The following is a 12,747-nucleotide window of genomic DNA, read 5'->3' as shown; positions in this document are numbered from 1 at the left end:
GTTCGGGTGCGTGACCAATGGTTTCCATGCCTTACCCGCCCAGTAGGATCAGCGCGGTCTGCGCCGGGGAAATGATGCTTTCAAGCTGGGCGATCTGACTGCGGGCAAGGAATTGATCTGTCAGCCGCCCGACTGCGGCCTCATCCTTGAACTGGGTCAGGTCGTCGGACCCGGTCAGCCCTGACAACCTGTGTTTGAATACTTCCAACTGTCTGTCGATGTTCAACTGGCCAAAGCTGGACGGCAGCCCAAGTGCCGTCTCCATCATGCGCCGCAGCGGTGGCAGGCTCATCAAATCGAACCATTTGGTATCTTTGCTGCCCGCCTTTTGCGCCAGATCACCCAGCGCATGCTGGGCATACAAAGCGATACGCATCGTTTCATCTGACTCGCCCACCGCGATTTCAAAACGCGACACGACATTGTCGTGCGCAATGTCCTCCATGTTGATGATCAGCCCGGTTTTGCGAACCTCGCCCGGCCCCAGCCCAAACGCCTCGGAAAATTGCCGATACCTTTTGTCGGACAGACGGTTGGATAGCGCATCCTGGGCTTTTGTTCCGTCGGACAGGATTTTCTGGATGAAATAGCGATTATCCAGATCGGACTCCAACCCAAAGGCGCCCAGCGCGACTTGCAACAACCGGCGGTCGGACACCAGATCCTCTGCCGTTTGGACCTTTTTGATGCTTTCCAGAAAGTACTCGCTGTCCCTCTTGTTGACGGAGGATGAGGAAAAGCTGTCGATCTGGGCGTCATATGTACGCTGCAGAAACCGCCAACCGACAATGCCGCCCGAAGGTATGACCGGCTGGAACGTCATTACTGGTAGGCCATCAGCCGCTCTTCGCGCGGCAGCAGCGCGCGCAGAGCCTTGAGGCATTTGTAAAATTGCTGGTCCAACAGCGCCTGGGTTGCCTCGGACAGAACTCGGCGACTGTCGGCGTCGGTAAAGACCTGGCTCAGCTCTTCGACGCGGCGCAACAATTGTTGGCGGGCCTGATCAGGTTCCATATCGCCAGACAGGACCAGCTGAGCGGCGTAGCAGACGCGTCGAACCGGCGTATTTACCTGATCCGGGTGAATCGCATCCCGCAGGCGCAATACGTTTGCCTCGGGCGTCATGATCGAAAACCGGCTGCGCCGGTCGCCATTTTCAACGACTACGCCATTGATCAAAACCCGCTCTTTCGGTGCCAATTTCAAAACCAATCCTGCCATCAGGTCGCCCCCATTTGGCGAAGGCCGCGCAGGACTGCCATGTTGATCTCTAACAAAGGTTCAACCGATGCTTTGTTCCCTAGTACCTGACTGCTGTGCTGTTCGGTAAACTCGGCCAGATAGAATATCCGCGCACGCAGATCATTGGGTAAAGCATTGTCAGAGTCGGTGACACCACTGGCCAATACAGTCCACAGGCGCCGATTTTCATGCAGAGCCTGCACAAATGCGCCAAAATCGGACTGCTGACCGGCCGCAGCGGCCTTGAGCCTGCGTGTGATTTTCGAAATCGCTTCGTATTCAGTGTCGCGCGGGGTACGTGTTGGCACGGCGGTCTGTGCATATGCACGTTGTGCAAGGGCTTGCGGTGTCACGTGAAATCCTTCCAGTAATCCGCCATTTGGCGGTTAGTATCGGGGCGCGTCGCCACGCCCCGACCATGGTCCTGAACTTAGCGGAACAGAGACAAAATCGACTGCGGTGCCTGATTGGCAATCGACAGCGACTGGGTGGCCAGCTGTTGCTGAACCTGAAGAGCCTGCAGGCGTGCCGAGGTCTCCTCCATGTCCGCATCGACCAACGCGCCGATCCCGGATTTGAACGAGTCCGCCAAGTTCGAAATGAACTCTTTCTGCGTCTCGATCCGACCTTGCGAAGAACCAAAAGCGGCCGATGCGTCGATCGATGTGTCGATCAGCGTTTCGATTGTGGCCAACGCGGCCGTTGCCCCTGCACCGGTCGAAACGTCAATGCCGGTCAACGCGCCAAGACCACCCGAACCCGCGTTCACGTACTGGGCCGAGAACGAGATGTCTGTGCCGGTCGCATTGGCAACAGACAAGGTGCCTGCCGTGCCCGAGTCGTAGTCGACCGTCAGACCCGAGATACCCAGCTCTTCAATCTTCGCCTTCAGGCCAATGGCAACAATATCACCTGTGGTCGCGGCAGCCGCATCCGTTGCAGAAACCGTGTAAGATACGACCTGATCGTCGATCGCCAGCACAACCTTGTCACCTGCCGCAAACGCACCACTGGATTCATCCGTAATCAGCGCAGTTGCCGAAGTTGTGCCGTTGTCAATCGTCGCACCCACACGGTCGTTGCCGGTGGAAGAACCGGTCGATCCGTCGAACACCTGAGCTGCCGTGTACCCACCGGTCGAAAGGTCCTGACCCGCAACAGTGATGGAAGACGCGGTTACGTTGCCTGCGTTGTCCCGGTCAAGGGACGCGAGGATCGAAGCGGATCCGGCTGAGCCGTTAACCAGGTTGAGACCGTTGAATTGCGCGGCGTTCACCACCGAGTTGATCTGGTCCTTCAACGCGGTGACATCGTCGTTGATCTTGTCGCGATCAACATTGTCTTCCTGTGCCGCAACGATCTTGCTTTTCATCTGAGACAGCAGATCAGTGACCGTTTCGGATGCGTTGCGCGCAACCGCCACGGTGGATTCACCCAGGGCCAGGCTGTCCTTGATCGCGTTAAAGCCTTTGACATCCGATTCCATGACCTTGGAAATCGCCCAGACGGCCGAGTTATCTTTCGCAGTCGCAACGTCCTTACCGGTGGAGATCGCGTTCCGCGTTGCCCCAAGATCCTTATTGACCGACTTGAGAGTTTGCAGCGCAACCATGGCGCCATTGTTTGTCAGAATGCTGGACATTAGCTTTCTTCCTTTTCCGTTCGGGCCCTTTGCGCCCATGCTCATCCCGCCACTGGTGCGGGCTTTGACGTCTTTCTGATCGGTGCGATCCGCCGTCGGGCTGTTCGCGCCACCTGATTTGTCCAGGTGCTCGAACACCTTTGACGTCGATCCCCTAACGGAGTGCTAAAGCGCGAAGGTCAGAAACCTCGGATTTGAATCAAACCCTTATCTATGCCCGTTTTTCCAGCTTGGCTTGATGGCGGACGGCGAATTCGCTGCGCTGCCCGTCCGCACCATAGGTGCTGAATTCCTGCCGCACACGCCGCAACTCGGCCATGCGGTTGGCCACCGCGCGAATCCCTTCGGCGGCGCTGTTTAGTAACGCCTGGTTCCGCTCGACCTTTCTTTGCAGGCGGATCAGTTCATCACTATCAAAGACATCAAGATCATTAATCGCACCGATCAGTTTTTCTTTTTCCGGAGCCGTGTTATGCAGACGATCCAGATCGCCCTGCACCAGCGCGTTTCGCTCAAGCTCAAGAACGTCTTCGAGTGATTTTACAAGGTCGGCTTCAGACGTCTTTGGCATCGGTTTTCTCCATCATGGATTGGAACAGGATTTCGGACAGGCCAACGCCACCGGATCTGGCCAGCGCACGGGCCAGATGCTGAACAAGGAATGAGGCAAACTGATCTTCGCCCGCACCGCCGCCAAAGGATTGGCGCGCGTCGCCCAGCCCGGCCGATTTCAGCATCTCGCTCAGAAACGAAGCCTCTAGTGCTATCGCCGCCTCCCGCAATTTCTGGGAATAGGCGGGGGGTTGAGATGGGGAGAGAGGCGGGGAAACCTTCATTGCTTTCTCCAAAAATTGCATCGAACTTTTTCGATCAAAGGCGAAAGCAGTTAAAATAAACGTAACTTCCTGCAGGCAGGTTTCCGGTCACACAACCGGAGTCGGAGCAAAATGCCCAACCCTCTTTCAGTGATGTCATCCTCGCCGACCGCAACCGCCAAACCCCACGGAATCAATCCCGAGCAGGGGGATGAAAACGGCGCGACGTTTGAGACCGTGCTCAATCAACACAAAGGTGAGAACAAGGAAGAAGCAGCCGCTCTTAAAGGCGCTGAACCTGAACAGGACGTCGACGTTGAAACGGACGAGGCTGTCTTGCTTGAAGATGCAGAAGTGTCCGCTGATCGCAACCAGAGTGAGCGGACACCCCTTCTGGACACGCGTCTTGAAGTGAGCACAAAACGCGATCCTGCCGAAACACCCGTGTCAGCTGCGTTACCCGACTCGCGCAGTCCGAAAGTGCCTGAAACCGAGCAAACCGGCCTAGCCAACACGGTCGATAGACTGGATGCAGGCATCAATGATTCGCGCATAGTCACCCCGGATTTTCGGCACAGCGCGGCTCTGAGCCCTGCGTCACAACCAATGGCAACGCGGGGGCAGGCGGACCTCGCGACTTCTGTGTTTCAACCTGTGGGTATATCCCCAAAAGAGACCGCAGACCGGACCGTTCATCCAGAGCGGCACCAGCGTGAAACGCAACATCCGCCGCTAAGCAATCTTGCGCCTCAACAAACGACCAACCCGGATCGCGCACCAAGCATCGCTCAATTGCAGATGTTCGCGCCGGAAAAAACCCGTGCTCAGACTGACGCGCCAGCATTTCACGAGGTCGAAGACGTTCACGTCCTCAGAGCAGATTCGCCCGTTTCGGCGGGGCGGGATCCGGTAATTTCTACACAAGCCATGGCACAGACTGCCCGGGCCGAGACAACGCGCGCCGTCGCCGGGCAAATGGCTGCCGTCATCACCGCACAGCCGAAATCCGGTTCCGTTGAAATTGCGCTGAACCCCGAAGAACTGGGGCGGGTGTCCATCATTTTGAACGGCCGCGATGACGGATTGCATCTGACAATTTCCGCCGAGCGCCCGGAAACCCTGGATATGATGCGGCGTCATTTGGCGGTGTTGGAGGAAGAGTTCAAAAATTTTGGCTTGGGCGATCTGTCAATTGACCTTGGGACATCCGAAGACGCCGAGCATAACCGGACCGGCCACCAGGATGGATCGCCTACTGAGACCGCGCAACTCACCGATTCCTCTTCAAACGCATCACCCATTCCCAAAACCGGCCCCGTTGGCCGCATCGACATGAGGTTGTGAAATTGATTACCCCGACCCAACCCAACGCCCAACCGTCAGCCACAGCGCAATACAAAGACGCGCCAAAGCAAACAGGTCTGGCATCAGACTTTGAGACATTCCTTACAATGCTGACCGTACAGGCCCAGAATCAGGATCCTTTGAAACCATTGGATGCCTCAGAATATGCATCGCAACTGGCGCAATTCTCGATGGTCGAACAACAGGTTCAGACAAATGATTTGTTGGCGACACTTGGACAGGCGCTGGGTGGCGCAAATCTGGACAAACTCGGCAAATGGATCGGGATGAACGTGCGAGCGCCCGCGGCTTTCCAATATGAGGGCGAGCCTGTGACGCTGTTTGCCACACCTGCACCCGAGGCTGACAAGGCGGTCATGGTCAACCGCGACAGCGACGGTGCCGTTGTCGATCGTGTGGCTGTTTCCACGACCGACAACAAAACAGTTTGGACTGGTCAGGGAAGCGATGGGCAGCCTCTGGTGGCGGGAAGTTACTCGGCCACACTGGAAAGTTATGATGGCGACGAACTGTTATCGACACAGCTGGCAGAGACCTATGGCGAAGTTGTCGAAGCTCAGGTTACGGACAATCAGGTTATGCTGACCCTCGAAAGCGGGCAGGTTGTCGCTGCCACGACGGTAACCGGGGTCAGAGCCGGAACTTGATCTGCCGGGCAGGACAGTTCACACCTTGGCAGATTCGACTCGCTAACTGCATTGGTGACACTCCTGCCTGCCCTAACCCACCCCCCTTCTGATCTGATCGACGATCTGCGCGCCCGTGGCCTTGTTCAGCCCGGCGCAGAGTTTCAAACGTTGTATGGCGGGCGAACAAATCAGGTCTGGAAAGTACTGGGTGGCAGCGGTGACAAGGTTCTGAAGCTGTATCGCGCTACACCGCGCAATCCACTGTTTCGCAACGATCCCGAACTCGAAGCGCAATGCCTGCGCGCCCTTGAGCCCACCGGATTTGTTCCCCGCCTGCGTGCGACCGGAACACATGATACAGGCCATTGGGTGTTCTACGATCACGCCCCCGGATCACCGTGGCAAGAAGGGCCTGAGAGTGTCGCCGGTTTGCTGCGTGAATTGCATAGGCTTGATGTTTCGGTCCAAGCGCCGGATGGCTGCAATGGCAGCAGGGATCTGGCTGAACATGCCGAACGTATTCTCAGCGTCTGCACCACTGATACACGCGCACGGCTCGCGCAGCTGCGCCCCAAAGGCCATGTGCCCGCGACCGCACACACATGCCTGATCCATGGCGATACCGTGGCCGGAAACATCCTTGTCGCGCCGACTGGCATAACCCTGATCGACTGGCAGTGCCCGGCTTGGGGCGATCCGTGCGAGGACATTGCAATGTTCCTGTCCCCAGCCATGCAACGGCTTTACCGCGGCGCACCCCTGAGCGTGACCGAGGAAGAGCGGTTTCTGGCTGCATACGGTCACGATGAAACTGTCGCGCGATACCAGAATTTGCGCCCGTGGTATGCGTGGCGCATGGCCGCCTACTGTTTGTGGCGCATCGAAAACGGGGCTGCGGATTATGCCCAAACGCTCGAACTGGAAATCGCCGCGCTTTAGAGCGATAGCCGATCCGCGATTGCCATCGCGGCATAGGCGGGCGGCATCAAGGCGCGCCGCCAGAACCCAAGGGGAAACCGTCCCGGTGGCTGTGCAATCGGCGCGGGCAACTCGGTCTGTTTATCCAAAACCACGAGGGCAAGAGCGCCTCCGCAATACGTCCCCATGGCAACGCCGTTCCCGTGATAGGCAAAGGCGGCAAACATTCCGGGTTGATCGGGAACCGGCCCGACATAAGGCGTCAGCTTGCGCGACAGGCACACCATTCCGGACCACATATGGGTCACATCCACATCTTTCCATTCTGGAAACATGGCCTGAAAGTCCCGACGCATTGTCCGGCGAATGGCGGCCTCGGCCCGAGGGGACGACTGTAACCCTCCGCGCATGCCGAACAGGAACCTCCGATCAGGCATCAGGCGGAAATAGTGCAGCAGGTTTCGGGTGTCATAACACATCTGCTCCGAGGTCCACCCCTGCGCTTGCAACTCAGCGTCTGTCAGGGGCCGGGTCGCCAGAACCGTGGATTGCGTGGGCATGTAGCGTCCCGACAACCAGGGCGGCATATCCTCGCTGGAGTATCCGTTCGTACAAATCAGAACATTCGCGGCGCGGATGTGACTTGATCCGGATTCAATATCGAACCCGACCTGAGTTTTCCTGATGGTTTCAACCGGCGATTTCTGGAAAATCTGTACGCCCCGCGCCTGGGCGGCCCCTGCCAAGCCAAACAGATACTTTCGAGGGTTAAGGGCGAAACCAACCGGATTTGTATAGGCACCATGAAAGGAACCGCCCAGACCCAGGCGCTGCAGGTCACCAGAACCGTGCAAGACACCTGATGCTTCTGCGTTACGACGTAGCTTTTCCATCGCCCGTGCCGAATGGGCCAGTTGGGTTTCCCCTTTCGAATGGGTATCGGCGTCGATCTGATGCTGTTCCAGCAAATCCGCGACAAGCTGAACAGCATCTTCTTCCGCTTGTTCGTAGGACTGCGCAGCCTCAGCGCCAAACCCACGGACCAAAGACCCATGGCTCAGCTTGGACCCTCCGAGACAGCAAAATCCTCCGTTCCTGCCCGAGGCACCCCACCCCGGGGTTGCGGCCTCAAGAACCGCAACTTTCACTCCTGCCTCGGCCAGATGCAGGGCTGCCGAAAGCCCCGTGAAGCCGCCGCCGACGATTGCGACGTCAACGTTCAGATCACCTTTATGGGTCGGCCAATCAGGTGCCGAAATTGTCTGATCCCACCAGCAGTTCTGACGGGGTCCAGGCCCATAGGTGTAGTCCGGAAAAAGACGCTTCATTCGGTGCGCGCAGCGGCAAGTTCATCCTGCTTTTGCCGAACCATTGCGCGTTTCGTCACCAGCGAGGCGGTGATAACGCCAACCGTGACGACTGCAATCATGATGGTAGACAGCGCGTTGATCTCGGGGCTGACGCCCAGACGCACCGCCGAGAATATCTTGATCGGCAGCGTTGTCGCCGACGGGCCCGAGGTAAAGGACGCGATAACCAGATCGTCCAGCGATAGGGTAAAAGCCAGCAGCCAGCCTGAAATCACCGCGGGCGCAATGATCGGCAGTGTCACAAGACGGAACGCCTGCGCTGGCGAACATCCCAGATCCAAAGCGGCCTCTTCCAGCGATTTGTCAAAGGTCACAAGACGCGAGGACACGACGACCGACACAAAGCACATCGAAAAGGTTGTGTGGGCCAGAACGATGGTCAGAATGCCCCTGTCCAGCCCAATGCCGATAAACAGCAGCAGCAACGACAGGCCGGTGATCACTTCGGGCATTACCAGAGGCGCGTAAATCATTCCGGAAAACAGTGTCCTGCCAAAAAACCGCCCGCCACGGACCAGAACATATGCGGCAGCGGTGCCAAGAACCGTGGCCAATGTGGATGAGAACACCGCAACACGTATTGTCACCCAGGCCGCGTTCAGAAATGCCTCGTTTTGGGCAAGCTCACCGTACCATTTGGTCGAGAACCCCGCCCATACTGTGACCAGCTTGCTTTCGTTAAAGCTGAAGATGATCAGGATGACCATCGGGATATAGAGGAACGCAAACCCCAGTGTCAGAGACACCGCGTTGAACCAACTCAGCCTGTTCATTGCTCGGCCTCCGTCTGTTTCTGCTGGTTGCGCTGGAACAGCACAATCGGGATCACGAGGATAAGCAACAACACAACGGCAACGGCACTGGCCACCGGCCAATCGCGGTTTGAGAAGAACTCTTCCCACAGCACCTTGCCGATCATCAGCGTGCTGGACCCGCCCAACAGCGACGGGATCACGAATTCACCGATCACCGGGATCATCACTAGGAAACAGCCGGCAATGATGCCAGGGCGCGACAGCGGTATAGTCACCAGCCAGAACGCCTTCAGACGGGAACAGCCCAGATCTTCGGCTGCTTCGATCAGGGATTCATCCATGCGCTCCAACGACGAATAAATCGGCAGGATCATGAAGGGCAAATAGGTGTAGACGATACCGATGTAGACGGCAGTGTTGGTGTTCAAAATGGTCAGCGGGGTCGAAATGATACCCAGCCACAACAGAATCTGGTTCAGATAGCCTTCATTGCTGAGAATTCCCATCCACGCGTAAACGCGGATCAGGAACGAGGTCCAGAACGGCAGGATCACCAGCATCATCAGCGTCGGGCGCCATTCGGCTGGCGCACGGGCCATTCCATAGGCAATCGGATAACCCACCAGCAACGTCAGAACCGTCGAGATCAGAGCGATCTTGACGCTGGACAGGTAGGCTTTCCAGTAAAGGTCATCTTCGGTCAGCCAGACGAAGTTTTCGAAATCCAACTGGCTGAAAAAGTCGGTTATCCCAGCCCAACCCTGCGACAGATCCAGTGTCGGCGTATATGGCGGGATCGCCAGTTCGACATCCGACAGCGAAATCTTCAGAACGATAAAAAACGGTATCAGAAACAGGGCCAGCAGCCAGACATATGGAACAGCGATCAGAAGGGCGCGGCGCATCAGTTTGCCAACAAAACCGCAGCCGTTGCCGTCCATGACAGCCAGACCGGGTCTTCCCATGTAAACGAACGGCGCGAGATTCGGCGCGTGTTGGCCGATTGCGCCTTTATTATCGTGCCATTCGGCAATTCGACGTAGTAGGTGGACAGGTTGCCCAGATAGGCGATGTCAAGCACCTTGCCCTGTACCGCATTGATGGCATCCGCCGGGCGGTCGGCCGAGATCGTCACCTTTTCGGGGCGGATCGCCAGATGGCAGCTTTGCCCGTTCGAGAATTCTGTCGACGAGGTTGCGGTCAGCGGGGATTGCCCCTCGGCCCAGTCGATTTGGTAGGCTTCATCGCCGTTCGCGGTCGCCCGACCTTCGATGATATTCACATCCCCGATAAAGTCAGCGACATAGACTGAGTTGGGATTTTCATAGATCCTGTCCGGCGTCGATACCTGCATCAACTTGCCTTGATCCATCACGGCGACGCGGCTGGCGACAGTCATCGCCTCTTCCTGATCATGGGTCACGATCACAAAGGTGGTGCCGGTCTTTTCCTGAATGTCCATCAGCTCGAACTGGGTGTCCTGCCGGAGTTTTTTGTCCAGCGCACCCAAGGGTTCGTCCAGCAACAGCAGTTTTGGCGCTTTGGCCAGTGACCGTGCCAGCGCAACCCGTTGTCGTTGGCCACCAGAAATCTGGTGCGGTTTACGGCGGGCGAATTGCTCAAGCCGGGTCAGGCGCAACATCTCTTCCACGCGGTCTTCAAGATCCCGCTTGGGCATGTTGTCCCGGCGCAAACCGAAGGCGATGTTCTCCCAGATACTGAGGTGAGGAAACAGCGCATAGGACTGGAACATCATGTTCACAGCCCGCTTGTTTGGCGGGATCGGGTCGATGTCCTGCCCGCCCAGCATGATGTGCCCTTCGGTAGGCTTTTCAAACCCTGCCAACATCCTCATCATGGTCGTCTTGCCGCAGCCGGATGGGCCGAGCAAAGCAAAGAATTCCTGTTCGAATATGTCCAGTGACAGGTTGTCGATCGCCGTGAATCCGCCAAAACGTTTGGTCACATTCTGGAATTGGATCAATGGTTTCGCCTGTGGATCTTCCCACGGCGCAAAGACGTTTGTGTTCAAGGCGGCCCCCGTTCGACGGTCTGATTGAAAGGGCAAGGCGGTCGGGCCGCCTTGCTCAGATACTTCGGTTCAGGTGCCCGATTTGATTTTGGTCCACAGGCGGGTCACGCTCCGCTGCGTTTTGACGGGATAAGGCGTCGTGATGTAGAGATTCTGCATCGTGGCATCACTCGGGTAGATTGCCTGATCACCAATCACGTCTTCCTCGAGAAACTCCTGAGAAGCCTTGTTGCCATTGGCATAGTACACATAGTTCGATGCGGCAGCCATGTTGTTGGCGTCCAGAATGAAGTTCAAGAACTGGTGTGCGCCTTCCGGGTTCGGAGCATCCGCCGGGATGGCCATCTGGTCGAACCACATCAGCGAACCTTCAGCGAATGGGTGGTATTCAATTTCCACGCCATTTTCGGCCTCGGCCGCGCGATCCCGCGCTTGCAGGATGTCACCTGACCAACCGACAGCTACGCAGATATCGCCATTTGCCAGCGCGTTGATGTATTCCGAGCTGTGGAATTTCTGGATATGCGGGCGAACGCCAGCCAGGACTTCTTCGGCTTTACCGATCACATCGGTGTCATGGCTGTCCGGATCTTCTCCGATATACTGCAGCACCATCGGAATAATCTCGGCCGGAGCGTCCAGGAAATGGACGCCGCACGAGGCCAGCTTTTCCATATTCTCCGGCTTCAGAACCAAGTCCATGCTGTCCAAAGCAACGTCGTCGCCCAGCACTTCCTTAACCTTACCAACGTTAACGCCGAGGCCGGTCGTCCCCCACATGTAGTTGATCGAATAGGCGTTGTTCGGGTCATAGCCTGCGGTACGTTCCTGAATCACGTCCCAAAGGTTTCCTGAATTCGAAAGCTTTGCTTCGTCCAGTTCCTGAAAGGCGCCAGCCTGAATCTGACGCTGTAGAAACGTGCCCGACGGCACAACCACGTCATAGCCTGATCCACCGGCCAGCATCTTGGTTTCCAGAACCTCGTTGCTGTCAAACACGTCGTAGATCAGGGTCAGCCCTGTCTCTTCTTCGAATTTTTTCAGTAGATCCTCGTCGATATAGTCGGACCAGTTGTAGACGCGCACCTCTTCGGCAAAAGCCGCCGAAGTCCCCAGCGCGACAATCGCTGTCATCGTCAGCGTTTTGATTGACATATTTCTCTCCCTGCAAGTGTACGGGTATTCTCCCGTTTTTTTTGATTTGATCAAGTTTTGCGTTTTCCCCCGATCCATCGTATGGTTTCACGAGGTCAGGCGTCTGGCAAGTCGACACCACGCGAAACAGGGTAAACCACTTGGATTTGATCAAAAATAAAGCATCCAGCTCGAAGGTGGATGAGGGAAAAAGACCGGCGCATGAACAGGTGTACCAAACCCTGAGATCGCAGATCATGTACGGTGATCTGGTCCCGGGACAACCCGTCACGATACAGGGTTTGACCGAATCGCTCGGGGTTGGAATGACCCCCGTCCGCGAGGCGATCCGGCGACTGATTTCGGACGGCGCGCTGGTGTTTCAGGGCAATCGGCGCGTCAGCGTGCCTTTGTTGTCGGGCACCGATGTCGAGCAGATGATTTTTGCCAGAATATCAATAGAATCAGAGCTTTCCAGACGGGCAACCGCGAATCTAAAACCTGCTGATATCGATCAGCTCGAAAAGCTTGATCAGCGATTGGATCAGACCATCACAGACGGCGACGTCAGTGGTTATTTGCGCTTGAACCACCAGTTTCATGAAACGCTCTATGCGCATGCGGATGCTCCGATTCTCAACGATCTGGCCGAGCGGCTTTGGCTGCGGTTCGGCCCCTCACTACGCGTTGTCTGCGGACGGTTCGGAACACATAGCCTGCCGGATCGGCACAAAGACATCATCGCAAGCTTGCGGGCGAAAGATGCGGAAAAGGTCGCGAAAGCAACCGCTCAGGACATTGAGCAGGGTATGGAATTGATGTCGGACGCTTTGATCTCCGCCTGA

At 56.8% G+C, this 12,747-nt stretch carries 15 protein-coding genes; 4 read left to right on the top strand and 11 right to left on the bottom strand.

The window, feature by feature from the left end; translation table 11 throughout:
- Positions 1 to 31: 31 nt before the first annotated feature.
- From DK510_RS01710 to DK510_RS01685, 6 genes are all read right to left on the bottom strand, one after another.
- Complete coding sequence (locus DK510_RS01710) at positions 32 to 823, bottom strand: DUF1217 domain-containing protein (RefSeq protein WP_109310644.1); 792 nt, start codon at positions 821 to 823, stop codon at positions 32 to 34.
- Entirely contained in the window at positions 823 to 1,221 is a 399-nt protein-coding gene (flbT, locus tag DK510_RS01705; RefSeq protein ID WP_109310643.1) for a flagellar biosynthesis repressor FlbT, read from the bottom strand. The genes DK510_RS01710 and flbT overlap by 1 nt, the downstream gene beginning before the upstream one ends.
- Complete coding sequence (gene flaF, locus DK510_RS01700) at positions 1,221 to 1,595, bottom strand: flagellar biosynthesis regulator FlaF (RefSeq protein WP_109310642.1); 375 nt, start codon at positions 1,593 to 1,595, stop codon at positions 1,221 to 1,223. The genes flbT and flaF overlap by 1 nt, the downstream gene beginning before the upstream one ends.
- A gap of 77 nt (positions 1,596 to 1,672) precedes the next feature.
- Positions 1,673 to 2,884, bottom strand: a complete 1,212-nt coding sequence (locus DK510_RS01695; protein WP_109310744.1) for a flagellin — start codon at positions 2,882 to 2,884, stop codon at positions 1,673 to 1,675.
- Positions 2,885 to 3,095: 211 nt separating this feature from the next.
- Positions 3,096 to 3,455 (bottom strand): flagellar biosynthesis protein FlgN, encoded by a 360-nt coding sequence (locus DK510_RS01690; RefSeq protein ID WP_109310641.1) that lies wholly within the window; start codon positions 3,453 to 3,455, stop codon positions 3,096 to 3,098.
- Positions 3,439 to 3,720 carry a rod-binding protein gene (locus DK510_RS01685; protein ID WP_109310640.1) on the bottom strand — a complete coding sequence of 94 codons (282 nt, stop codon included), beginning with the start codon at positions 3,718 to 3,720 and terminating at the stop codon, positions 3,439 to 3,441. The genes DK510_RS01690 and DK510_RS01685 overlap by 17 nt, the downstream gene beginning before the upstream one ends.
- A 111-nt stretch (positions 3,721 to 3,831) precedes the next feature.
- Between DK510_RS01685 and DK510_RS01680 the strand changes: the two genes are divergently transcribed.
- From DK510_RS01680 to DK510_RS01670, 3 genes are read left to right on the top strand one after another with little or no spacing between them, the layout of a single operon-like run.
- The gene (locus DK510_RS01680; protein ID WP_109310639.1) at positions 3,832 to 5,043 is read left to right on the top strand and encodes a flagellar hook-length control protein FliK; all 1,212 of its coding nucleotides are present in this window, start codon (positions 3,832 to 3,834) and stop codon (positions 5,041 to 5,043) included.
- On the top strand, positions 5,040 to 5,711 hold the full coding sequence (locus tag DK510_RS01675; RefSeq protein ID WP_234998852.1) for a flagellar hook capping FlgD N-terminal domain-containing protein: 672 nt from the start codon (positions 5,040 to 5,042) through the stop codon (positions 5,709 to 5,711). Before DK510_RS01680 ends, DK510_RS01675 begins: the two co-directional genes overlap by 4 nt.
- Before the next feature lie 54 nt (positions 5,712 to 5,765).
- The gene (locus DK510_RS01670; RefSeq protein ID WP_234998851.1) at positions 5,766 to 6,632 is read left to right on the top strand and encodes a phosphotransferase family protein; all 867 of its coding nucleotides are present in this window, start codon (positions 5,766 to 5,768) and stop codon (positions 6,630 to 6,632) included.
- Here DK510_RS01670 and DK510_RS01665 read toward each other — a convergent pair.
- From DK510_RS01665 to DK510_RS01645, 5 genes are all read right to left on the bottom strand, one after another.
- Positions 6,629 to 7,939 carry an FAD-binding oxidoreductase gene (locus DK510_RS01665; RefSeq protein ID WP_109310638.1) on the bottom strand — a complete coding sequence of 437 codons (1,311 nt, stop codon included), beginning with the start codon at positions 7,937 to 7,939 and terminating at the stop codon, positions 6,629 to 6,631. The genes DK510_RS01670 and DK510_RS01665 overlap by 4 nt on opposite strands.
- Positions 7,936 to 8,754 (bottom strand): ABC transporter permease, encoded by an 819-nt coding sequence (locus tag DK510_RS01660; RefSeq protein WP_058272596.1) that lies wholly within the window; start codon positions 8,752 to 8,754, stop codon positions 7,936 to 7,938. Before DK510_RS01660 ends, DK510_RS01665 begins: the two co-directional genes overlap by 4 nt.
- Positions 8,751 to 9,641: an ABC transporter permease subunit gene (locus tag DK510_RS01655; protein WP_109310741.1), complete on the bottom strand. Its 891-nt coding sequence runs from the start codon at positions 9,639 to 9,641 to the stop codon at positions 8,751 to 8,753. Before DK510_RS01655 ends, DK510_RS01660 begins: the two co-directional genes overlap by 4 nt.
- Positions 9,641 to 10,768: an ABC transporter ATP-binding protein gene (locus tag DK510_RS01650; RefSeq protein WP_109310740.1), complete on the bottom strand. Its 1,128-nt coding sequence runs from the start codon at positions 10,766 to 10,768 to the stop codon at positions 9,641 to 9,643. Before DK510_RS01650 ends, DK510_RS01655 begins: the two co-directional genes overlap by 1 nt.
- Before the next feature lie 69 nt (positions 10,769 to 10,837).
- A complete protein-coding gene (locus DK510_RS01645; protein ID WP_108861091.1) occupies positions 10,838 to 11,923 on the bottom strand; it encodes a polyamine ABC transporter substrate-binding protein in 1,086 nt (361 codons plus the stop codon).
- A gap of 140 nt (positions 11,924 to 12,063) precedes the next feature.
- Between DK510_RS01645 and DK510_RS01640 the strand changes: the two genes are divergently transcribed.
- A complete protein-coding gene (locus DK510_RS01640; protein ID WP_109310637.1) occupies positions 12,064 to 12,747 on the top strand; it encodes a GntR family transcriptional regulator in 684 nt (227 codons plus the stop codon).

Origin of the sequence: Ruegeria sp. AU67, from assembly GCF_900312795.1 — a bacterium.
Lineage (GTDB): Bacteria > Pseudomonadota > Alphaproteobacteria > Rhodobacterales > Rhodobacteraceae > Ruegeria > Ruegeria atlantica.
The sequence above is the reverse complement of the archived record's forward strand: the minus strand, read 5'-3'. Positions and strand labels throughout refer to the sequence as shown.